Origin of the sequence: Streptomyces xantholiticus, from assembly GCF_014651015.1 — a bacterium.
Classification (GTDB): Bacteria; Actinomycetota; Actinomycetes; order Streptomycetales; family Streptomycetaceae; genus Streptomyces; species Streptomyces xantholiticus.
In genome coordinates, this window is sequence record NZ_BMWB01000002.1 from 149162 (window position 1) to 170294 (window position 21133).

Annotated in this window: 20 protein-coding genes; 4 read left to right on the forward strand and 16 right to left on the reverse strand. The window is 71.7% G+C overall.

Going from position 1 to position 21133, the window contains the following annotated elements; genetic code table 11:
• The first annotated feature begins 63 nt into the window (after window positions 1-63).
• Window positions 64-1119: a M4 family metallopeptidase gene (locus IE198_RS05015; protein ID WP_189883073.1), complete on the forward strand. Its 1056-nt coding sequence runs from the start codon at window positions 64-66 to the stop codon at window positions 1117-1119.
• Between the two features lie 59 nt (window positions 1120-1178).
• Entirely contained in the window at window positions 1179-1445 is a 267-nt protein-coding gene (locus IE198_RS05020) for a protealysin inhibitor emfourin (RefSeq protein ID WP_189883075.1), read from the forward strand.
• Between the two features lie 22 nt (window positions 1446-1467).
• Here the strand turns inward: IE198_RS05020 and era are convergent, their stop codons facing one another.
• The 3 genes from era to IE198_RS05035 all read right to left on the reverse strand — a co-directional run bounded on the left by era (window position 1468) and on the right by IE198_RS05035 (window position 3849).
• A complete protein-coding gene (gene era / locus IE198_RS05025) occupies window positions 1468-2409 on the reverse strand; it encodes a GTPase Era (RefSeq protein ID WP_189883077.1) in 942 nt (313 codons plus the stop codon).
• Between the two features lie 184 nt (window positions 2410-2593).
• Window positions 2594-2947 carry a cytidine deaminase-like protein gene (locus tag IE198_RS05030; protein WP_100107094.1) on the reverse strand — a complete coding sequence of 118 codons (354 nt, stop codon included), beginning with the start codon at window positions 2945-2947 and terminating at the stop codon, window positions 2594-2596.
• A gap of 26 nt (window positions 2948-2973) precedes the next feature.
• The gene (locus IE198_RS05035; protein WP_189883663.1) at window positions 2974-3849 is read right to left on the reverse strand and encodes a helix-turn-helix transcriptional regulator; all 876 of its coding nucleotides are present in this window, start codon (window positions 3847-3849) and stop codon (window positions 2974-2976) included.
• 128 nt (window positions 3850-3977) lie between these two features.
• Here IE198_RS05035 and IE198_RS05040 point away from each other — a divergent pair, with 128 nt between their 5' ends.
• Window positions 3978-5378 carry an MFS transporter gene (locus tag IE198_RS05040; protein WP_189883079.1) on the forward strand — a complete coding sequence of 467 codons (1401 nt, stop codon included), beginning with the start codon at window positions 3978-3980 and terminating at the stop codon, window positions 5376-5378.
• Between the two features lie 68 nt (window positions 5379-5446).
• Here the strand turns inward: IE198_RS05040 and IE198_RS05045 are convergent, their stop codons facing one another.
• The 6 genes from IE198_RS05045 to IE198_RS05070 all read right to left on the reverse strand — a co-directional run bounded on the left by IE198_RS05045 (window position 5447) and on the right by IE198_RS05070 (window position 10824).
• Window positions 5447-5803, reverse strand: coding sequence for an MmcQ/YjbR family DNA-binding protein (locus tag IE198_RS05045; RefSeq protein ID WP_189883081.1), 357 nt, complete (start codon window positions 5801-5803; stop codon window positions 5447-5449).
• On the reverse strand, window positions 5800-7104 hold the full coding sequence (locus IE198_RS05050; RefSeq protein WP_189883083.1) for a hemolysin family protein: 1305 nt from the start codon (window positions 7102-7104) through the stop codon (window positions 5800-5802). The genes IE198_RS05045 and IE198_RS05050 overlap by 4 nt, the downstream gene beginning before the upstream one ends.
• Window positions 7101-7598 carry an rRNA maturation RNase YbeY gene (gene ybeY / locus IE198_RS05055; protein WP_189883084.1) on the reverse strand — a complete coding sequence of 166 codons (498 nt, stop codon included), beginning with the start codon at window positions 7596-7598 and terminating at the stop codon, window positions 7101-7103. The genes IE198_RS05050 and ybeY overlap by 4 nt, the downstream gene beginning before the upstream one ends.
• 12 nt (window positions 7599-7610) lie before the next feature.
• Window positions 7611-8624 (reverse strand): PhoH family protein, encoded by a 1014-nt coding sequence (locus IE198_RS05060; RefSeq protein ID WP_189883086.1) that lies wholly within the window; start codon window positions 8622-8624, stop codon window positions 7611-7613.
• A 224-nt stretch (window positions 8625-8848) separates the two neighbouring features.
• Window positions 8849-10006 carry a PfkB family carbohydrate kinase gene (locus IE198_RS05065; RefSeq protein ID WP_229833750.1) on the reverse strand — a complete coding sequence of 386 codons (1158 nt, stop codon included), beginning with the start codon at window positions 10004-10006 and terminating at the stop codon, window positions 8849-8851.
• A 170-nt stretch (window positions 10007-10176) separates the two neighbouring features.
• Window positions 10177-10824, reverse strand: a complete 648-nt coding sequence (locus IE198_RS05070; RefSeq protein ID WP_189883088.1) for a TetR/AcrR family transcriptional regulator — start codon at window positions 10822-10824, stop codon at window positions 10177-10179.
• A 159-nt stretch (window positions 10825-10983) separates the two neighbouring features.
• On the opposite strand from IE198_RS05070, the gene IE198_RS05075 reads away from it, so the two are divergent.
• On the forward strand, window positions 10984-12294 hold the full coding sequence (locus IE198_RS05075; protein ID WP_189883090.1) for a YncE family protein: 1311 nt from the start codon (window positions 10984-10986) through the stop codon (window positions 12292-12294).
• Here the strand turns inward: IE198_RS05075 and IE198_RS05080 are convergent.
• The 7 genes from IE198_RS05080 to IE198_RS05110 form a co-directional block, all read right to left on the reverse strand.
• Window positions 12291-13292 carry an adenosine deaminase gene (locus IE198_RS05080; protein WP_189883092.1) on the reverse strand — a complete coding sequence of 334 codons (1002 nt, stop codon included), beginning with the start codon at window positions 13290-13292 and terminating at the stop codon, window positions 12291-12293. The genes IE198_RS05075 and IE198_RS05080 overlap by 4 nt on opposite strands.
• A 40-nt stretch (window positions 13293-13332) precedes the next feature.
• Window positions 13333-14244, reverse strand: a complete 912-nt coding sequence (locus IE198_RS05085) for a ribonuclease Z (RefSeq protein ID WP_189883094.1) — start codon at window positions 14242-14244, stop codon at window positions 13333-13335.
• A 16-nt stretch (window positions 14245-14260) separates the two neighbouring features.
• Window positions 14261-14620: a histidine triad nucleotide-binding protein gene (locus IE198_RS05090; protein WP_189883096.1), complete on the reverse strand. Its 360-nt coding sequence runs from the start codon at window positions 14618-14620 to the stop codon at window positions 14261-14263.
• 402 nt (window positions 14621-15022) lie between these two features.
• Complete coding sequence (locus IE198_RS05095) at window positions 15023-18226, reverse strand: S41 family peptidase (protein WP_189883099.1); 3204 nt, start codon at window positions 18224-18226, stop codon at window positions 15023-15025.
• Window positions 18227-18271: 45 nt separating this feature from the next.
• Window positions 18272-18781: a hypothetical protein gene (locus IE198_RS05100; RefSeq protein ID WP_189883101.1), complete on the reverse strand. Its 510-nt coding sequence runs from the start codon at window positions 18779-18781 to the stop codon at window positions 18272-18274.
• A gap of 486 nt (window positions 18782-19267) precedes the next feature.
• Window positions 19268-20011, reverse strand: coding sequence for a 16S rRNA (uracil(1498)-N(3))-methyltransferase (locus tag IE198_RS05105; protein ID WP_189883103.1), 744 nt, complete (start codon window positions 20009-20011; stop codon window positions 19268-19270).
• A complete protein-coding gene (locus IE198_RS05110; RefSeq protein ID WP_189883106.1) occupies window positions 20011-21084 on the reverse strand; it encodes a nitronate monooxygenase in 1074 nt (357 codons plus the stop codon). The genes IE198_RS05105 and IE198_RS05110 overlap by 1 nt, the downstream gene beginning before the upstream one ends.
• Window positions 21085-21133 lie beyond the last annotated feature (49 nt).

Here is a 21133-nt window from a genome sequence, read left to right on the forward strand (position 1 = left end):
CCATTTCATTAACCCCTCTCGCTTTACGTGACAGGACCGTCACCCGCTGCCACATTGCCGCACATGGACATTCGCACCCCGGTCTTCTGCGGCATCGTGCCGCCGCACATCCTCGACAGGCTCACCCGCGCCGACGACCCGGCGGTCTCCGGGCCCGCCCGGCGCACCCTCCAGGCCGACGCCGCTCACCGCACCGGCCGCCGGCTGACCACCGTTCTCGGAGCCGCCGCACGCGCCGTCGCCGCACCGGCCGACGGCCCGCGCCGCACCGTCTACGACGCGCAGAACGGCACGGTCCTGCCCGGCACCCGGGTGCGCGGCGAGGGCGAGGAGGCCGCCAGGGACGCCACCGTCAACCGCGCGTACGCGGGCCTCGGGGCGACCTTCGAGCTGCTGACCGCGTACGGACGCAGCTCCATCGACGGCGCCGGGCTGCCGCTGGACGCGTCCGTCCACTACGACGAGAAGTACGGGAACGCCTTCTGGAACGGCGAACAGATGGTGTTCGGCGACGGTGACGGCGAGATCTTCCTGGACTTCACCGTCGCGGTCGACGTGATCGCCCACGAGCTGGCGCACGGGCTGACCCAGTACACGGCCAATCTGAGCTACTTCGGCCAGCCCGGCGCCCTCAACGAGTCCATGTCCGATGTGCTGGGCTCGCTGGTCAAGCAGCGGACGCTGGGCCAGAGCGCCGACGAGGCCGACTGGCTCATCGGTGCGGGCCTGCTCACGCCGCGGGTCGAGGGGGTCGCACTGCGCTCGATGAAGGCACCGGGTACGGCGTACGACGACGACGTGCTCGGCAAGGACCCGCAGCCCGCCACGATGGAGGAGTACGTCAGCACGGGCCGCGACAACGGTGGTGTCCACATCAACTCCGGCATCCCCAACCACGCCTTCTACCTGCTCGCCACGCGGCTCGGGGGACGCGCCTGGGAACGGGCCGGACAGATCTGGTTCGACGTGCTGACCGGCGGCGCGCTGCCGGTGGACGCCGACTTCGGCAGCTTCGCCCGGCTCACGGTGGCCGCCGCGAAGGCGCGCTACGGCGAGGGCGAGGAGCAGGAGGCCGTGCTCAAGGCCTGGTCTCAGGTCGGCGTGAAGACGTCCGAGTGAGCCCCGGGGCCGGGTGGCCCGGCTGTCGCCCGGCCCCGTTCCGTACTAGAACGGAAACCATGCGTATCCAGGTAAGGCGTACGGGCGGCTTCGCCGGCATCGAGCGCCACGCCGAGGTCGACACCTCGGCGCGGGCCGACGCGAGCGAGGTGCACGCCCTGGCGGAACGGGCCGTGGCGGAGGGCCGGGACACCCCGCCCATCGGCGTCCCCGACGGGTTCAGCTACCAGCTCACGGTCGACGGGCGCACGGTCTACTGCTCCGACCCCCGGCTGACCGAGGCACAGAGTCAGCTGATCTCGCTGGTGCTCAAGGAAGGTCTCTGACGGACGCGGCTCCGGCGACGGCTCAGAAGCCAAGCTTCCGCAGCTGCTTCGGATCGCGCTGCCAGTCCTTGGCGACCTTCACATGGAGGTCCAGGAAGACCGGCGTGCCCAGCAGCGCCTCGATGTGCTTGCGGGACTTGATGCCGACCTCCTTCAGGCGCTTGCCCTTCGGGCCGATGATGATGCCCTTCTGGCTGGGGCGCTCGATGTAGACGTTGGCGTGGATGTCCAGCAGCGGGCGGTCCGCAGGGCGGTCCTCGCGCGGCAGCATCTCCTCGACGACCACCGCGATCGAGTGCGGCAGCTCGTCCCGTACGCCCTCCAGCGCGGCCTCGCGGATGAGCTCCGCGACCATCACCTGCTCGGGCTCGTCGGTGAGGTCGCCCTCCGGGTAGAGCGCGGGGCTCTCCGGCAGCAGCGGGATCAGCAGATCGGCCACCAGCTGGACCTGCTTGTCGCCCACGGCGGAGACCGGCACGATCTCGGCCCACTCGATGCCGAGCTCCTTGCCGAGCCTGTCGATCGCCAGCAACTGCTCGGCGAGCGTCTTGGAGTCGACGAGGTCGGTCTTGGTGACGACCGCGACCTTCGGGGTCTTCTTGATGCCGGCGAGCTCCTTGGCGATGAACCGGTCGCCGGGGCCGAGCTTCTGGTCGGCGGGCAGGCAGAAGCCGATCACGTCGACCTCGGCCCAGGTGGTGCGCACGATGTCGTTGAGCCGCTCACCGAGCAGGGTGCGAGGCTTGTGCAGCCCCGGGGTGTCGACCAGGATGAGCTGCGCCTCCGGGCGGTGCACGATGCCGCGCACGGTGTGCCGGGTGGTCTGGGGCCGGTTGGAGGTGATCGCCACCTTCTGGCCGACCAGAGCGTTCGTGAGAGTGGACTTGCCCGCGTTGGGGCGGCCGACGAAACAGGCGAAGCCGGCCCGATGGGGGGCTTCGGAGGACTGGGTACGAGCGCTCATGGCGCCCATTGTCCCTGATGCCACGGGCCCTCCGTCACGCGCGCCCGTACCCCTGCCGGAGCACCGTCTTGGGCAGGGGCTTCCGAGATGCTTCGCGAGAGAGCGGCGGGCGCCGGACGGAGGACCTCCGTCACCGTGGGCGGGCGCCGTCACGCACGCGGGGCAAGGTCCTGGTACCGCGGCCTCAGCCGGCCGTGACCGAGACCTTCAGCTCCCCGTCGGGGCCCGCGAGCAGCACCGGCGTCCCGGCGCCGCCGAGGTCCCTTACCGCCGCGCGGTCCTCGTCGGAGGCTGCGTCGGCCTCGGAGACCACGGCCGCCGCCTCCAGCGACTGCGCACCGCTGGCGACCGCCATGGCGACGGCGGTCTGCAGCGCGCTCAGCTTCAGCGAGTCCAGGGCCACGGTCCCGGCGACGTAGGTACGGCCGGTCTCGTCGCGGACGGCCGCCCCCTCCGGCACACCGTTGCGCGCCCGGGCGCTGCGCGCCAGCGTGATGATCTTGCGGTCCTCGGGGCCGAGGTCGGAACTCTGCGTCATGCCCCGAGCATAGATCGAGGCGCCGATCAGCCCGCCACGGGATACATCGAGCCGCGCCGGCCCTCGGAGCTCGCCAGCCACGCCAGCTTCGCCGCCGTGTCCGTCGCGGCGTCCGGTACCGGGGTGTGCATCACGATGACCAGGTCGGGACGGGCCGGGACCCGGAGCTGCGTCGACTCCACGACCAGTCGGCCCACCAGCGGATGCTCCATCTCCTTGCGGATCTGCCCGCCGGGCGCGATGTCACGCCGCTCCCACAGGTCGGTGAACTCGGCGCTTGCCTCCTTGGCCGCCGCGACCACCGCCTGGAAGCCCTCGTCGTCCGGGCACTCCGAGCAGGCCGCACGGAACTGCGCGACGACCTGCGGCGCGATCTCCTCCCAGCCGGAGCTCCGGGCTCGGTAGATCGGGTCCGTGAAGTACGCGATCAGGCAGTTCTGCACGATGTCGGGCCGCATCCCGAGGACCGCCGCCGCCGCGTCGTTGTACATGACGACGTTCCAGTACCCGTCCATGATGTGGGCGGGGTACGGCATCCAGGCGTCGATCAGCCGCCGCAGTCCGGCGCACATGTTCCGGTCGTCCGGATCCACCTCCGGCGCGGGCGGGTTGAGTCCCGCGAGGACATACAGATGGCGGCGTTCCGCGCTGCTGAGCCTCAGCACCCGGCCGACCGAGTCCAGCACCTGCGGCGAGACGGTGATGTCACGGCCCTGCTCCAGCCACTGGTACCAGGAGACGCCGACGCCCGCGAGGACCGCGACCTCCTCCCTGCGCAGCCCCGGAGTACGGCGCCGGGCGCCGCCGTCCGGGAGGCCCGCCTCCGCCGGGCTGATCCGGGCACGCCTGCTCATCAGGAACTCGCGCAACTCGCCCAGGCGGTGCGCCTTCATGGCGTCCATCGTGTGCCGCTCGGTCGACGTGGCCACGTACTCCCCCTGTCCGTACGCCCGTTGCTCTGCATGGTGGTCCGGCCAACAGGATAAGTTCCCGCTCCCCACGGCCGCTCCGCCCGCCGGAGGGTGCTGGCATGGCTACCGACACCTCCCTCCCCACCACCGGGGCGAGCTCACCGCCCCGGCTCGGCGGACGCTCCCGGCTGGTTCTCTTCGTGCTGTGCGCGGCGCAGTTCATGGTCGCGCTCGACTTCTCCGTGCTGAACGTGGCTCTGCCCGACCTCGGCCGGGACCTCGGGATGAGCCCGTCGTCCCTGCAGTGGGCGGTCACCGCCTTCGCCCTGCCGTCCGGGGGTTTCCTGCTGCTGTTCGGCCGGGTCGCCGACCTCTACGGGCGGCGCAGGCTGTTCCTCACCGGACTGGCCGTCTTCGGCGCGGCCTCACTGCTCGCGACGTTCGCCTGGGACCCCGCGTCGTTCCTCGCCGGCCGGGCGCTCCAGGGCCTCGGCGCGGCCGTCATCGTGCCCACCGGCATGTCCCTGCTCACCACCACCTTCCCGGAAGGGCCGCAGCGCGACCGGGCGCTGGGCATCAGCGGCACGCTGCTGTCGCTGGGCTTCACCGTCGGCATGGTGCTGGGCGGGGTCATGACGGACACTCTGGGCTGGCGCTCGACGATGGGCCTGCTGGCCGTCTTCACGCTGATCCTCCTGCCGCTGGCGCCCGGGCTGCTGCCCGAGTCCCGTACACCGCGGCGGCCACGGCTCGATGTGCCCGGCGCGGTCACCGTCACCGGCGGTCTGCTCGCCGTGATCTACGCCCTGTCGACGGCGGCCGAACGCGGCTTCGGTGGTACCGATGTGATCGTCATGCTCGTCGTGGGCGTGGCTCTGCTGACCGCGTTCGCCGTCGTCGAGACGCGCAGCCCCGCACCGCTGGTCTCGCTGCCGATGCTGCGGCGGCGGACGGTGGCCTTCGGGAACCTGGGCGGACTCGTCACCTTCTCGATGATGAGCACCGTCATCTTCGTCCTCACCCTGTACCTGCAGGAGACGCTGAGGCTCTCGGCCTTCCGCACCGGCCTGGTCTTCGGCGTGCAGGGCGTCCTGTCCGCGATCGCCGGCACCCTCACCGCGAGGGTCATCGGCCGTTTCGGCGCGCGCCGCGTCCTGACGGTCGCCCTGGCCGGGCAGGGCCTGTTCGTCGGCGCGCTGCTGGGCCTCGGCGCCGAGTCCGGCGCGCTGCTCGCGACGGTGGGCGTTTCGCTGGCAAGCGTGTGCCACCTCGGGGCGATCATCTCGTACGGCCTGACCGTGACGTCCGGGGTCCCGGACGAGGAACAGGGCCTGGCGACGGGTCTGGTCACGACGACTCAGCAGGTGGGCATCACCGTGGGCATCCCGGTGCTGGGGGTGCTGGCGACGACGCAGTCGTCCCTCTTCGACGGGGTACGGCTGGTGCTCGCCCTCGACGCGGTGATCGTGCTCGCGGCGGCGGCGGTGCTGGCAGTGGGCCTGCGCCGCGGGCAGGACTGACGCCGTCCACCGGGCCCGGGACCTCGGCCAGGTCCGGTCGGAGCCGCCGTCCACCGGGCCCGGTGGCCTCAGCCCCGGTCCAGCCTGAGCCGCTCCGCCCGGGGCAGGCCCGCCACCACAAGGTCGTACGAGTCCTCCACCAGCTCCCTGACCATCCGGTCCGGAAGGCCGCACACCGTCACCGTGTTCCAGTGGCGCTTGTTCATGTGCCAGCCGGGGACGATCACGCCCGGGTGGTCCAGGCGGAGCTGCGTCGCGAGGTCCGGCTCGCACTTGAGGTTGACCGTCAGCGGGGTGGCGTCCAGCGTGCTGAGGGCGAACATCTTGCCCAGGACCTTGAAGACCGAGGTCTCCGGGCCGAAGGGGAACTCCTCGACCGCGGCGTTGAAGTCCAGGCAGAAAGCCCGCAGTCGCTCGGGGGTCATCCCGCGGCCCCTTCCTGCGCCATCTTCTCCACCGGCTCGGAGAGCACCGTGACGATCTTGTTGCGCCGCCCCGCGGGGGACTCCGCGGTCAGCCGCAGGGCGCGGCCGTCCGGCAGGTCCACGACGGCCCTGGCACCGGCGATCGGGACCCGGCCGAGCGCCTTGGCCAGCAGGCCGCCGACGGTCTCCACGTCCTCGTCGTCGAGTTCGTCGGCCGCCAGGCCGTACAGCTCGCCGAGGTCGCCGATGTCGAGACGGGCGGTGACGCGGAAGCGGCCGTCGCCCAGTTCCTCGACGGGCGGCAGCTCGCGGTCGTACTCGTCGGTGATCTCACCGACGATCTCCTCGAGGATGTCCTCGATGGTGACGATGCCCGCCGTGCCGCCGTACTCGTCGATGACGACGGCGACGTGGTTGCGCTTCTGCTGCATCTCACGCAGCAGATCCCCCGCGTTCTTCGTGTCCGGGACGAAGACGGCCGGCCGCATCGCGGTGGAGACCAGGTCCGCCTCCGCGTCGCGGTTGATGTGCGTCTTGCGCACCAGGTCCTTGAGGTAGACGACTCCGACGATGTCGTCCTCGTTCTCCCCGGTGACCGGGATACGGGAGAATCCGGAGCGCAGGGCCAGCGTCAGCGCCTGGCGGACGGTCTTGTAGCGCTCGATGGAGACGAGGTCGGTGCGCGGCACCATCACCTCGCGCACCAGGGTGTCGCCGAGCTCGAAGACGGAGTGCACCATGCGGCGTTCGTCGTCCTCGATCAGCGACTCCTGCTCCGCCAGGTCGACCATCGCCCGCAGCTCGGCCTCGGAGGCGAACGGCCCCTTGCGGAAGCCCTTTCCGGGGGTCAGGGCGTTGCCGATGAGGATCAGCAACTGCGGGATCGGCCCCATGACCCGGGCCAGCGGGAGCAGCACGTACGCGGAGGCGGTGGCGGTGTTGAGCGGGTGCTGGCGGCCGATGGTGCGCGGGGAGACGCCGACGGCGACGTAACTGACCAGCACCATCACGGCGATGGCGACGAGCAGCGCCGACCAGGTCTCCTCGAACTCCTCCAGGCAGCCGTAGGTGACGAGCACTCCGGCCGCCATCTCACAGGCCACCCGCACCAGCAGGGCGACGTTGAGATAACGCGTCGGGTCCGCGGCGACCTGCTCCAGCTTCTCGGCGCCGCGCCGCCCGGACCGTACGGCCTCGGCGGCGCGGAAGCTGGACACCCGGGCGAGGCCGGCCTCCGCGCAGGCGGCCAGCCAGGCGACGACGACCAGCGCGACGGCGCCCGCGAGCAGTTGGCCGGTCATGAGACGGTCGGCGCCGGGGAGGGGCCGGTGTGGCCCTTCTCCGCCCGCCAGCCGTCGACGATCGCGGCCTGCAGACCGAACATCTCGGCCTTCTCGTCCGGCTCTTCGTGGTCGTAACCGAGCAGGTGCAGCACGCCGTGGACGGTCAGGAGCTGGAGCTCCTCGTCCATGGAGTGCTGCGTGGGGGCGTCCTCGCCCTGCTTCTTGGCGACCTCGGGGCAGAGCACGATGTCACCGAGGAGCCCCTGCGGAGGCTCCTCGTCGTCCTTGACCGGCGGACGGAGTTCGTCCATCGGGAAGGACATGACGTCGGTCGGCCCCGGCAGGTCCATCCACTGGATGTGCAACTGCTCCATGGCCTCGGCGTCCACGACGATCACCGAGAGCTCGGAGAGCGGGTGGATACGCATCCGTGCGAGGGCGTAGCGGGCGATGTCGAGGATCGCCTGCTCGTCGACCTCGGTTCCGGACTCGTTGTTGACGTCGATCGACATGGTGCGGCTGTTCTACTTCCCGTTGCGGCTGTCGTACTGCTCGTACGCGTCGACGATACGGCCGACGAGCTTGTGCCGTACGACGTCCTGCGAGGTGAGCAGCGAGAAGTGCACGTCGTCGACCCCGTCCAGGATGTCCCGGACCTGACGCAGACCGCTCTTGGTGCCCCCCGGCAGGTCGACCTGCGTCACGTCACCGGTGATCACGATCTTGGAATCGAATCCGAGCCGCGTGAGGAACATCTTCATCTGCTCGGGGTTCGTGTTCTGGGCCTCGTCGAGGATGATGAACGCGTCGTTGAGCGTGCGGCCGCGCATGTACGCGAGGGGCGCGACCTCGATCGTGCCCGCGGCCATCAGGCGCGGGATCGAGTCGGGGTCGAGCATGTCGTGCAGCGCGTCGTAGAGCGGGCGCAGATACGGGTCGATCTTCTCGTACAGCGTGCCGGGCAGGAAGCCGAGGCGCTCGCCCGCCTCGACGGCCGGCCGGGTCAGGATGATGCGGTTGACCTGCTTCGACTGCAGCGCCTGCACGGCCTTGGCCATGGCGAGGTACGTCTTGCCGGTGCCCGCCGGGCCGATGCCGAAGACGACCGTGTGCTTGTCGATCGCGTCGACGTACCGCTTCTGGTTGAGCGTCTTGGGGCGGATGGTGCGGCCGCGGCTCGAGAGGATGTTCTGGGTGAGCACTTCCGACGGGGTCTCGACGGCCTTGCCCCCCGTCTCCTCCCTGAGCATGGCGATGGAGCGTTCCACTGCGTCCTCCGTCATCGGCTGCCCGGTGCGGAGCACCAGCATCATCTCGTCGAACAGGCGCTGGATGAGAGCGACTTCCGTGGCGTCACCGACCGCGCTGATCTCGTTGCCCCGGACATGGATGTCGGCCGCCGGGAAGGCCTTCTCGATCACGCGCAGCAGTGCATCACCCGAACCGAGAACCGTCACCATCGGGTGCTTGGCCGGGACGGTGAAGTGGGCTCGCGCCTGGCCCGGCGCAGGGGTCTGGTCTGTCGGTGTCTGAGTCATGGGCCGGCTCTGTGGCCTGCACATACCTCCCGTTGCAGGGTTCTCGCTGCTCGACAACCTCTGGAACATCCAGGGTACGACGTGCCACTGACAAGGCCGAAGGTTTTTTCGGCAGGAGCATGGGGCCCGCACGGCCGCGCAGGCTCGCACCGGCCTCGTGCGGGACCCTCGCGTGCCCGTGTGCGGGGCCCTCTCCGCCTCAGGCCTGCGGGCCCCTCTCCGCCTCAGGCCGAGCGACCGAAGCCGATCGTGGGGACCGCGCGGCGCAGCGGCCAAGGCCTGGCCGCTGCGGGCAACAGCCGCTCCAGGAAGCCGTACCGACGCAGGGCTGCCGGATCCTGGGCGGGCACGGCCTGGACGGACTGCCACCAGGCCGCGACCTCCGACCAGCCGGGCGCGGACAGCGATCCGCCGAACTCCTGCACGGACAGGGCCGCGGTCAGGCCGGCGAAGGCGAGCCGGTCGGCGAGCGGCCAGCCCGCCAGCGTGCCGGTGACGAACCCGGCCACGAACACGTCCCCGGCGCCCGTCGGGTCCAGCGCCTCCACCTGGATGGCGGGGACCTCGGCGCTCTCGCCGGTGCCACCGTCCACGGCACAGGCACCCTCGGCGCCGAGAGTGACGACGGCGAGCGGCACCCGGTCGGCGAGGGCGCGGGCCGCGGCACGCGGGCAGTCGGTGCGGGTGTAGCGCATGGCCTCCGCTGCGTTCGGCAGGAAGGCCTCGCAGTGCTCCAGGTCGGCCAGGTCGTCCGGGTGCCAGCGGCCCGACTCGTCCCAGCCGACGTCGGCGAAGATCCGGGTGCCCTCGCGCGCGGCCTGGGCGATCCACTCCGCACGGGTGCCCGGCGTGAGGGAGGCGACCGCGGCACGGGCGGGGGGCGGGCAGTCGGGGGCCGACTCGGACGGCGGGGCCTCGTGGCCGTGGGAGACCATGGTGCGCTCGCCCTCGTACGCCATGGAGACCGTGACCGGGGAGTGCCAGCCGGGGACGGTGCGGGACAGGGCCAGGTCGATTCCCTCGCCCTGCTCGAGGGCATCCCAGCAGTACTCGCCGTAGTGGTCGTCGCCGAAGGCGGCGGCGAGGGACGTACGCAGCCCGAGGCGGGCGAGGGCGGTGGCCATGTTGGCGACGCCGCCGGGGCTGGAGCCCATGCCGCGGGCCCACGACTCCGTGCCGCGCACGGGGGCGGAGTCGAGGCCGGTGAAGATGATGTCGAGGAAGACGCTGCCGGTGAGATAGACGTCGCAGTCGGGATCGCCGGGCGTCCGGAGGGCGGCGAGGGGGTCGAGACACGTGGCCCCGGCGGTGTCGAGGCGGGTGGTCGCGAGGGGGTCGGGCGAGTCCGACCGCGTCAGTTGCTCTCCGTTGCGAGTGGTCACCGTGAGCGCTCCCGTACGTGGTGCAGTTCAAGCCAGTCTGCCCGACGGCACCGACAGCTGACCGCAGGCGGACCCGCAGGCCACGGAGCGCCGTCCGTGCCCGGGGCGCGCCGACGCTGCTGGGAGGGCGTGCCGGGCCACGCGAGCCCGCCGTGATCCCGACGAGGGCACTAAAGGGCCACCGGGCGGAGGATGCCGAGCAGCATCCGGACCAGTTCGTCGACGAGGTCGTCCAGCGTCGCGTCCACCCATCCGACCGTCCAGTCGTGGAGCAGCCCGTTGACGCTGCCGATGAACGCGGCCGCCGCGACCCGGTAGTCGCGCGGCTCCGCCTCCCCCCGCTCGACGGCGCGCGCCGCCTCCGCGCAGATGAAGTCCACCCACCGCGCCCGGCGCGCCAGCCGCTGCCTCTCCATCTGCGAGCTGACCCCGATGATCTCGAGGAACGAGATCCGGATGCGCCGTGGATCACCCGTCACGTTCGCCGCGTACGCGCGGAAGACCGCCGCCGCCCGCTCCGCCACCGGCAGGTGGGCCGCCTGTGCGAGCGCTGCGAGCGCGGCTTCCTCCGCCCAGTCGTTGACCTCGAGGTGCAGCGCGGCGAGCACGTCCTCGAGGGTCCGGAACTCCTCGTAGAACTGACGGGTGGAGAGCCCGGCCGCCTCGCTCAGCGCCGCGACGGTCGTCGCGCGGTAGCCCGGTGCGTCACCGAAGAGCTGGAGGCCCGCGTCGAGGAAGCGGCGGCGGCGCTCGGCCCGGCGTTCCTCTGCCGACCTGCCTCCATAACGGCCGGTCGCCGGTCGGACCCTGCCTGCCACTGGCGCCTCCCTCGACGTTCGCGGACCCATTTTCGTGTTTCGGCGTGTCCGGAGTCTTGTGACGCCTGCCACCGCTCGTTACTTTCCAGTAGCCCAATCTGAACGGTTCCGTTTTCAGACTGCGCCCGCACAGCGGCCGCCCCCTTGGAAGGAACGACGATGTCCCAGTCCAGCACCAGGCGGGCCGTGGGTGCGGCCCTCGCCGCACTGGCTCTGACCGCCACCGCTCCGGTGACTGCGACCGCCGCGGACGCCCCGGACCCCACGGGCGACCGGACCGCGGGCCTGCGGGAGGTGATGTTCGTCGGCAACAACTGGGACGGCACCGCCGATGTCATCGAGGCCCGGGGCGACTTCGCGAGGATCGGCCGGATCAACGTCGTTCCCGACAAGGACGAGCGGCTGAAGGAGATCTACCTCAACCCGCTGAAGCTGGCCTTCTTCCTCGGCATCCGCCAAGGCCCCGGCGAGGGTCACGACCAGTTCGTCGATGACATGTACTCGACCCCCGACGGGTCCGCCATGGTCGTGTCCCGGCCCAGCTTCGCCGACGTCGTCTCGATCGACCTCGCCACCGGCAGGATCAACTGGCGTTTCCCCGTCTCCGGCTTCCGCTCCGACCACATGGCCGTCTCCCCCGACGGCACGCGGGTCGCCGTCTCCGCCTCGACGTCCAACACCGTGCACGTCCTCGACATCGTGACCGGCGAACAGACCGGGTCCTTCAAGACCGGCGACAAGCCGCACGAGAACGTCTTCACCGACGGCGGCCGGTACCTGTGGAACATGTCCATCGGTGAGGTCAACACCGCGCTGGACGCGCCCTGGCTGGACTGGACCAAGGGAGACCGCCGCATCACCGTCGTCGACACGCAGAACTTCGAGCGAATCAAGGTCATCGACATGCGCGAACGGCTCGACGCCTTCGGCCGCAAGGACCTCTCCGACTCCATCCGGCCCGTCGCCTTCACCCCCGACGAATCCACGCTCTACTTCCAGGTGTCGTTCTTCAACGGCTTCCTCGAGTACGACGTGGCGACCGACACGATCACCCGGAGCAAGACCCTCCCGAAGAACCCGGCGACCAGCGAGGACCGCACCACCTGGGTCAACGACTCCCGCCACCACGGCATGTCCATGAGCCCCCGGGGCGACAAGCTCTGCATCGCCGGAACGATGGACGACTACGCAACCGTCGTCGACCGGGCCACCCTCGAGGAGAGCCCGCTGGTGCCCGCGTCCAAGCCCTACTGGGCCACCGTCAGCGGGGACGGCAAGTCCTGCGTCGTCTCCGAGAGCGGCGCCGACGCGGTCAGCGCGATCGACTTCGCCACCGGGAAGAAGGTCGCCACCGTCGCCGTGGGCGACCACCCGCAGCGGGTGCGCGTCGCGCACGTACCGGCCGGCTGGACCGGCCCCACCGGGACTGAGCCCACGGGGCAGGTCCGGCCCTCGGCCGGCCTGCCCTAACGGGCGTGCTCGAACTCGTACTCCTCCACCTCGGCCAGATACCGCGCGCGGCGCTCCTCGTCGTCGTCCAGGAACGACGCCAGGAACGAGTTGCGGGCCAGCTCCCGCAGCTGCTCGTCGCCCAGCCCGAGCGCCTCGTGCACCGCGTGGAAGGTGTCGCCGACGTAGCCACCGAAGTACGCCGGGTCGTCTGAGTTCACCGTGCACATCAGACCGGCAGCCATCATCCGCGCCAGCGGATGGTCCTCCAGCACGTCGACCGCGCGAAGCCGTACGTTCGACAGTGGACACAGCGTCAGCGGGATCCGCTCACGCGCCAGCCGCGCCACCAGCTCCGCGTCCTCCATGCAGCGCAGCCCGTGGTCGATGCGCTCCACGCCGAGGACGTCCAGTGCCTCCCTGATGTACGCCGGCGGCCCCTCCTCGCCGGCGTGCGCGACCTTGCGCAGGCCGAGGGCGGCGGCCGCCTCGTACACCTCACGGAACTTCGACGGCGGATGACCGGCCTCGGCGGAGTCCAGGCCCACGCCGGTGATCCGGTGCAGATACGGCTTCGCCGCCTCCAGCGTGGCGAGCGCCGACCCGGCCGGCTGGTCCCGCAGAAAACACATGATCAGCCGGGTGGAGACGCCGTACCGCTCCTCCGCCCGGTCGAGCGAACGCGCCAGCCCCTCCACGACCGTGCCGATCGGGACGCCCCGCGCGGTGTGCGCCTGCGGGTCGAAGAAGATCTCCGCGTGCCGTACCCCCTGCGCGGCGGCGCGCTCCAGATAGCCGTCGACCAGGTCCGCGAAGTCCTCCTCGGTGCGCAGCACCGTCATCAGCCCGTAGTACAGGTCGAGAAAGGACTGCAGATCCTTGAACAGATAGGCATGGCGCAGGGCGTCGGCGTCCGCGAACGGCAGCTCGACGCCGTTGCGCCCGGCGAGAGCGAAGGCGAGCTCGGGCTCCAAGGTGCCTTCGATGTGAAGGTGGAGCTCTGCCTTGGGGAGGGGCATGATCACATCCTAGGCCGGGCAGCACCTCCGGGTCCGAGCCTCAGGACCGCTTCGGCACGGGAATGCGCGACAGGTCCCTGGCGACGGTCACCTCACCGTCGAACCCGGCGGCCGCCCTGGCCTGCCGCTCGAACTCGGCCGCAGCATCGGTGTAGCGCTGCGAGAAGTGCGTCAGCACGAGGTGGCGCACGCCCGCCTCCTGCGCCACCCTGCCGGCCTGGCCGGCCGTCAGATGACCGTGCTCGACGGCCAGTTGTCCGTCCTCGTCGAGGAACGTCGACTCGATGACCAGCATGTCGCAGCCCTCGGCCAGTGTGTACACGCCGTCGCAGAGCCGGGTGTCCATCACGAACGCGAACCGCTGCCCTCGGCGGACCTCGCTCACCTCGTCCAGTGTGACCCCGTCCAGCACGCCGTCACGCTGGATCCGGCCCACGTCCGGGCCCTTGATGCCGTGCGCAGCAAGCCGCTCCGCCAGCATCCGGCGGCCGTCCGGCTCGACGAGTCGGTAGCCGTACGACTCGACGGGGTGCGACAGCTTGTGCGCGTGCAGGGTGTAGCCGGCCGTGCTCGCGACGACGCCGTCTGCCGAGACCGGAACCTCTTTGAGCTTCACCGTCTCCCGGTACGCCGTCGCGTACCGCAGCCGGTCGAAGAAACGCTGCCCGCTCTTCGGGTAGTGCGCGGACACCGGGTGCGGGACCTGGTCCAGATTGATCCGCTGGATCACCCCCGCGACACCGAGGGAGTGGTCACCGTGGAAGTGCGTGACACAGATCCGGTTGATGTCGTGCGCGGTCACACCGGCACGCAGCATCTGGCGCTGCGTGCCCTCCCCCGGGTCGAAGAGCAGGCCCTCACCGTCCCAGCGCAGCAGATAGCCGTTGTGGTTGCGGTGCCGGGTCGGAACCTGGCTGGCGGTGCCCAGCACCACGAGTTCACGTACGGACAAGGCGCGTTGCTTCCGTCTATCCGGGGGGCCACTCGAGGCCGCGGCCTCCGAGGACGTGCGCGTGCGCGTGGAAGACGGTCTGGCCGGCGCCCGAACCGGTGTTGAGGACGATGCGATAGCCGCTCTCGGCCGTCTTGTCGTCCGCCGCGACCTCACCGGCCTCGCGGAGCATGTCGGCGGCCAACTGCGGGGCGCCGGCGGCGAGGGCGGCGGCGTCCGCGTAGTGCGCCTTGGGGATGACGAGGACGTGGGTGGGCGCCTGGGGGTTTATGTCGCGGAACGCGAGGGTCGTCTCCGTCTCGCGTACGACGGTGGCGGGCACCTCCCCGGCAACGATCTTGCAGAACAGGCAGTCCGCCTGCGGTTCTCCGGCCATTCGGGAAAGCCTCCTCGCGCTGCGATCACTTCCGCCCCGCATGCTATCGGGCCCTTCGGGGCCGGGGACGTGGTGCGGCCGTGGCGGGGCGGACCGGGCCGCTGCGCGCGGCTGTTTCCCCGCCCCGCGGTACCGAACGCGGCTCCGCCGCGTGACGGCAGGCCCAGGACCCCGTACCGCGCTTCGCGGTGTCCTCGGTCTCCCTGCGGCGCCGCCGCGGTCGGAGTTCGGGTACCCCCGCATCACCAGGCGTAGGGGGAGGGCGGGGGACGTCTCCCCGCCCCGGCCATGTCCCCGGAGCGGTACCAGGACGCAGCACGGACCGACCGGGCCCCGCCCGGAAACGCGGCGCCCGGACCGGGCCACGCCCAAGAACCTGCCCCGGGCCGGCGAAGCGCAGCACTACGGCAGCGACGGCGGCTGCTTCGGTGGGGTTTCCGCGAGGGAGGACAGCGCGAGGCGGATCGCCTCGTCCAGTTGGGGGTCGCGCCCCGCCGCCTGGTCCTGTGGTGTCGCGACGACCTCGACGTCCGGGTCGACGCCCCGGTTCTCCACGTCCCAGCCGTAGCCCTCCAGCCAGAAGGCGTACTTCGGCTGGGTGACCAGCGTGCCGTCCACCAGGGAGTAGCGGCTGTCGATGCCGACCACGCCGCCCCACGTGCGCGTGCCGACGACGGGCCCGATACCGAGGGCCTTGATCGCCGCGTTGACGATGTCGCCGTCGGAGCCGGAGAACTCGTTGGCGACGGCGACGACCGGGCCGCGCGGCGCGTCCAGCGGGTAGCTGGACGGCTGCATGCCGCGCGGCAGGTCCCAGCCGACGATGCGGCGGGCCAGTTTCTCGACGACGAGCTGGGACGTGTGTCCGCCGCGGTTCTCGCGTACGTCGACGACGAGCCCGTCCTTCGCCACCTCGACCCGCAGGTCGCGGTGGATCTGCGCCCAGCCGGGCGCCTGCATGTCGGGGACGTGCAGATAGCCGAGACGGCCGCCGGACTTCTCGTGGACGTAGGCGCGCCGGTCGGCGACCCACGCGTGGTAGCGGAGGGGTTCCTCGTCGGCGAGGGGGACGACGACGGCGTGCCGTGGATCGCCGCCGCCGGTCGGGGAGACGGTCAGTTCGACGGGTTTGCCGGCTGCCCCTACGAGCAGCGGCCCCGGGCCCCTGACGGGGTCGACGGGCCGGCCGTCCACGGCGAGCAGCGTGTCGCCGGCGCGCAGGGCCACGCCGGGCGCGGCGAGCGGCGAGTGCGCGTGGGGGTCGGAGGTCTCGGACGGCAGGATGCGGTCGATACGCCATGTGCCGTCGTCCGTACGGGAGATGTCCGCGCCGAGGAGGCCCTGCCGGGTGGACGCGTCACCGTGGCCGCCGTGCGGCATGACGTACGCGTGCGAGGTGCCCAGCTCTCCCTGGACCTCCCACAGGAGGTCCACGAGGTCGTCGTGGGTCGCGACCCGGTCGAGGACGGGCCGGTAGCGATCGAGGACGCCCTCCCAGTCGACGCCGCCGAGGTCGGGCAGCCAGAAGTGGTCGCGCATGAGGCGCCCGGCCTCGTCGTACATCTGCCGCCATTCGGCAGCGGGTTCGACGGTGCGACGCACCCGGGACAGATCGACGGTGACGCTCGCACCGCCGTCGCCGTCGCTGTCGTCGTGGGAGACCTCGCGGTCACTGGGGACGACCCTGAGCTTGCCGCCGGTGAACAGCAGGACCCGCTTGCCGTCGCCGCTGACGCGGAAGTACGAGGCGTCGGAGGAGAGTTCCTCGACGCGCTGCTGCCCGAGGTCGTACCGCTCCAGGGTGGTCCTCGGCTCCGGGTCGTCGGGGGTGGCGCGGGTGGCGCCGAGGACGCCGCGCAGCGGGTGGCGCAGCCACAGCAGGCCGTCCTTGGCGGCGCGCAGCGTGGAGTAGCTGGCGGCCTCGACCGGGAACGGCACTATGCGGTCGGCGAGTCCGTCGAGGTCGATGCGGGTGACGGGCTCGGCGCTGTCGTCCTGGTCCTGCGCGTTGTCCTTGTCGGAGTCGAAGGCCCTGCCGTGGCGCTGCGGCCCGAACGGCGAGGGTGTGGTGGCCGCCAGGGTGATCAGGTGCGGCCGGCAGCCGCCGACGAAGGCCAGGTCGAAGACGTGCGCGTCGTAGACGGGGTCGAAGGCACGCTCGGAGAGGAAGGCGAGGTGTTTGCCGTCGAGGGTGAAGGCCGGCTGGAAATCGGCGAAGCGCAGCTGCGTCGCCTCGGAGACGGTCAGGTCACCTGTGTTGGCGAGTTTGATCTGCCGCAGCGGACTGGGGCCGGGGTGCGACCAGGCGAGCCAGGCCGAGTCGGGGGAGAAGACGAGCCCGTCGGCGTCACCGTGCTCGCTGCGGTCGACCTCGCGCACCTCGCCGGTCTCACGCTCGACGAGCAGCACCCGGCCGTCGTGCGAGGCGACGGCGGCGCGGCTGCCGTCGGGGGCGACGGCCAGGCTCAGCACGCGACCGAGCCGGCCGGCGGCGAGCCTGCGCGGCGTGGCGCCGGCGGCGGTGCCGGTGGCGGGCGCGAACTCGAGCGCGTCGTCGCCCTCCGCGTCGGTCACCCAGACCACGTGCTGCTCGCCGTCGGCGCTGAACGTGCGCGGCATCCTGGCGCGTACGCCGGGCTCGACGGCGAGCGAACGGGCGGGCCCTTCACGGTGGGTGACCCAGTGGATGCCGCCGCGGATCTCGACGGCGCTGCCGCGGCCGGTGTGGTCCGGGGCGGCGGCGCCGAGGTGGTCGGCGGCGTCGATCGGGCGGGGCTGCAGATCGGTGCGCTGGCCGCCGAGCCGGATGTCCAGCCGGCGCGGTTCGGCGCCGTCCAGGTTGTCGAGGAGCCACAGCTCGCCGGCGCTCGCGTAGGCGACCCGGGTGCCGTCGGTCGCGGCGTGGCGGGCGTAGAAGCCGTCGAGACCGGTGTGGCGGCGCAGGTCGGAGCCGTCGGGCAGGGACGAGTACAGGGCGCCGACACCCTCGTGGTCGGAGAGGAACGCGACGCGGCCGCCCGCCCAGAGCGGATACTCGATGTTCCCGTCGATGTCCTCGTGGAGGCGTACGAACTCCCCCTCGTCCTCCCGGTCGATCCACAACTTGCCCGCCGTGCCGCCGCGGTAGCGCTTCCAGGCGGCGGCCTCGCGGCCCATGGTGGCCGACAGCAGCAGCGTGTGCTTGCCGTACGCGACGTGGCCGACCGGCCCGTACGGGAGCCGGGCGGCGGGGCCGCCGTCGAGCGGCACCGCGTGCGCCCAACTGCGGCGCAGGGACGCCTGCCCCTGGGTGGAAAGCGCAAGTACGCGGCCGTCCGGAGTCCAGCCCCGTACCGAGGTCCGGTAACTGCCCCAGTGGGTGAGCCGGTCCGACGGGCCGCCGTCGACGGGAGCGACGTGCACCTCCGGCGGGCCGTCCCGGTACGAGGACCAGGCGATGTGGGTGCCGTCGGGGGAGATCCGGGGATGGTTCACGGGCATGTTGTCGGCGCTCACGCGCCACGCCCGGCCGCCGTCGAGCGGCGCCACCCAGACGTCGTCCTCGGCGGTGAAGGCGATCAGATCACCGTGCAGATGCGGATACCGGAGGTAGGCAGGGTGCGTCACACTGTCACCCTAGGCAGGCAGGAGACCCGGGGCGAGGGTTTTGGATCACTTGGCCGGAACAGCGGTGACGGTTTCCGTCACGGTGACGGTGACCGTGGGCTGCGGACGCCCGGGATCGGCGGGGGTCGTGCTCGGTGCGGCGGAGCAGTCTCCCAGCATCGTCGCCTGAAACACGATCTTCTTCTCGATCCTGGCGGTCAGGTTCCCGCGGACGCACTTCCCCGCCAGTTCCTCCGTCACCTCCCCGGTGACGGTGATGTCCTGACCGGCACGGGTCTCCCCCTGACAGTCCACGGTGGCCCGGGTCGCAGCGGACGGTGACGCCGAGCGGCTTCCCGTCGCCGCGCCGCCGTCGGCCTTGGCGGTGCAGCTGAGCCATGCGACGTCGAACCTCAGTCGCTCGAGGGTGCTGGTCGCGGTCCGGTCAGTGGTGAAGGCCACGGCGGCGGAGTTGAGGCCGCCGGCGGTGGGTTCGCAGGCAGCCAGGGCGCCGACTGCCGCTGCTGCGGCGGCGGTTGCGGCGAGGGCGCGCCGCGCTCTTGTCCGGGCGGGCATGAGGCCAGAGTGCCAGCAACGGCCCGCGCGGAAAAGAGTGGTTGTGGCCAGGTCCGGCCCGTACGGTCGCGCCATGGCCAAGAACCTCGAACGTGTGCGCCGACTGGTGCGACGGGGAGACCGCCTACATCCGGTCCGTACGGCATCGGCACCCTCGCGGGGCAAAGGCCCCCGAGTGCCGCACGACGCTGTCCCTTCGACGCGAAGGCACCCAGGAGGGGCCGGCGATCACCTTTCGGGAGAGCCCTGGCCGGCTCCTCTCCGAGGGCTACTGGGAGTCGGGCGCGGTCGCCTCGCACGGCGCCTGGCTCAATCTTCGCGAACCGGGCATGGCAAGGCGGTCGTTGGACGCCGCGGCCGGCGGGCTGCTGCCGGCCCGTGCGGGGCACTACGGAGGTCGGAGGTCGACGGGTGGCCGCTGTTCGGCACGGTGACGGCCCCCGTCCCGGGTGGTCCCGCGGAGTGAGGTCCGCTCCGGGGCCCGGGTCAGGACCAGCGTCCGGTGCGGCCCAGCAGAAGCGCGGCCGCCGCCGTGCCGGCCGTGGAGGTGCGCAGGACGGTACGGCCCAGCCGGTACGGCTTCGCGCCCGCCTGCGCGAACACGGCCAGTTCCTCCGGGGACACACCACCCTCGGGACCGACCACCAGCACGATCGAGCCCTCCGCCGGAAGCTCCGCGGTCGCGAGCGGCTGCGCGCCCTCCTCGTGGAGCACCGCCGCGAAGTCGGCCGCGGCCAGAAGCTCCGCCACCTGCTTGGTGGTGGCGCTCTCCGCGACCTCGGGCAAACGCAGCCGGCGTGACTGCTTGCCCGCCTCGCGGGCCGTCGCCCGCCACTTGGCCAGCGACTTGGCCCCGCGCTCACCCCTCCACTGGGTGATGCAGCGCGCTGCGGCCCACGGTACGACGGCGTCCACACCGGTCTCCGTCATGGTCTCCACGGCGAGTTCACCGCGGTCGCCCTTCGGGAGGGCCTGTACGACGGTGATGCGGGGCGCCGGCTCCGGCTCCTCGGGGCACTCGCGCACCCCGACCACCAGGCGGTCCTTGCCCTCGGTGGACAGGACCTCCCCCGAGGCCCCCCGGCCGTGGCCGTCCGTGAGGACGATCTCCTCACCGGGCTGGAGTCTGCGCACGGAGACCGCGTGCCGCCCCTCGGGCCCGTCGAGGGTGACGGACGCGCCCGGTGCGACACCTTCGAGCGACTCGACCAGAAAGACAGGAGCGGTCATCACACACCACCGCCGTGCGCGAACGCGGCGCGTGCCGAGTCGACCTCCGCGGCAAGCACCCCCACCAGCTGGGCGGCGGGCATCTCACGCACCAGCCGGTGCCCCTGGCCGGCCCACAGTGCCATGCCCTGGGCGTCGCCCGCCTTCGCCGCGGCCTTGCGCAGACCGCTCGTCAGATGGTGCACATCGGGGTACGCGGCCGGCGCGTACGGCCCGTGCTCCCGCATGAACCGGTTGACCAGGCCCCGCGCGGGCCGCCCGGAGAAGGCGCGGGTCAGTTCGGTGCGGACGAACAGGGGATTCGTCATCGCCTGCTTGTGCAGAGCGTGCGCGCCCGACTCGGGGCACACCAGGAACGCCGTGCCGAGCTGCGCGGCGCTCGCGCCGGCCACCAGGGCGGCGGCGACCTGGCTGCCGCGCATCAGGCCGCCGGCGGCGATCATGGGCAACTCCACGGTCCCCCGCACCAGTTCGAGAAGCGTGAACAGGCCGTAGCCGGAGCCGTCGGCCGCGGGGTCGTCCCGGTGCGTGCCCTGGTGGCCGCCGGCCTCGATGCCCTGCACACACACGGCGTCCGCACCGGCCCACTGGGCGGCCTGCGCCTCCTCCGGCGTGGTCACGGTCACGATCGTGAACGTGCCCGCCCTGGTGAAGGACTCCAGCACATTGCGGGTCGGGCAGCCGAAGGTGAACGAGACCACCGGCACCGGGTCGTCGAGCAGTATCGCCAGCTTCGCCTCGTAGCCGTCGTCCCGTCCGCTGTCCGGGTCGCCGAGCGGCGTCTCGTACCAGGTCGACTCACCGGCCAGCTGATCCCGGTAGACGCCCACCGCGGCGGGGTCGGCGGTGCCGGGCTGCGGCATGAACAGGTTGACGCCGAAGGGGGCGGCGGTGAGTCCGCGGACCTGGTTGATCTCCTGGTACATCCCGTCCGCCGTCTTGTACCCGGCGGCGAGGAAACCCAGCCCGCCGGTCTCGGACACGGCCGCCGCCAGGTGGGGGCAGGAAGCGCCGCCGGCCATGGGGGCCTGCACGATCGGGTGACGGCAGAGATCGGTCAGCGGGGAGAACATGCAGGCATCGTGCCATGTCGCTGCGGCGGGGCCGAATCCCCCGTTCCGG

Bases quoted from the DNA above. Each gene is read 5' to 3' on its own strand.
- IE198_RS05015 (WP_189883073.1), top strand. From the start codon at position 64: ATGGACATTCGCACCCCGGTCTTCTGCGGCATCGTGCCGCCGCACATC.
- IE198_RS05020 (WP_189883075.1), top strand. From the start codon at position 1,179: ATGCGTATCCAGGTAAGGCGTACGGGCGGCTTCGCCGGCATCGAGCGC.
- era (WP_189883077.1), bottom strand. From the start codon at position 2,409: ATGAGCGCTCGTACCCAGTCCTCCGAAGCCCCCCATCGGGCCGGCTTC.
- IE198_RS05030 (WP_100107094.1), bottom strand. From the start codon at position 2,947: ATGACGCAGAGTTCCGACCTCGGCCCCGAGGACCGCAAGATCATCACG.
- IE198_RS05035 (WP_189883663.1), bottom strand. From the start codon at position 3,849: ATGGACGCCATGAAGGCGCACCGCCTGGGCGAGTTGCGCGAGTTCCTG.
- IE198_RS05040 (WP_189883079.1), top strand. From the start codon at position 3,978: ATGGCTACCGACACCTCCCTCCCCACCACCGGGGCGAGCTCACCGCCC.
- IE198_RS05045 (WP_189883081.1), bottom strand. From the start codon at position 5,803: ATGACCCCCGAGCGACTGCGGGCTTTCTGCCTGGACTTCAACGCCGCG.
- IE198_RS05050 (WP_189883083.1), bottom strand. From the start codon at position 7,104: ATGACCGGCCAACTGCTCGCGGGCGCCGTCGCGCTGGTCGTCGTCGCC.
- ybeY (WP_189883084.1), bottom strand. From the start codon at position 7,598: ATGTCGATCGACGTCAACAACGAGTCCGGAACCGAGGTCGACGAGCAG.
- IE198_RS05060 (WP_189883086.1), bottom strand. From the start codon at position 8,624: ATGACTCAGACACCGACAGACCAGACCCCTGCGCCGGGCCAGGCGCGA.
- IE198_RS05075 (WP_189883090.1), top strand. From the start codon at position 10,984: ATGTCCCAGTCCAGCACCAGGCGGGCCGTGGGTGCGGCCCTCGCCGCA.
- IE198_RS05080 (WP_189883092.1), bottom strand. From the start codon at position 13,292: ATGCCCCTCCCCAAGGCAGAGCTCCACCTTCACATCGAAGGCACCTTG.
- IE198_RS05090 (WP_189883096.1), bottom strand. From the start codon at position 14,620: ATGGCCGGAGAACCGCAGGCGGACTGCCTGTTCTGCAAGATCGTTGCC.
- IE198_RS05100 (WP_189883101.1), bottom strand. From the start codon at position 18,781: ATGCCCGCCCGGACAAGAGCGCGGCGCGCCCTCGCCGCAACCGCCGCC.
- IE198_RS05105 (WP_189883103.1), bottom strand. From the start codon at position 20,011: ATGACCGCTCCTGTCTTTCTGGTCGAGTCGCTCGAAGGTGTCGCACCG.
- IE198_RS05110 (WP_189883106.1), bottom strand. From the start codon at position 21,084: ATGTTCTCCCCGCTGACCGATCTCTGCCGTCACCCGATCGTGCAGGCC.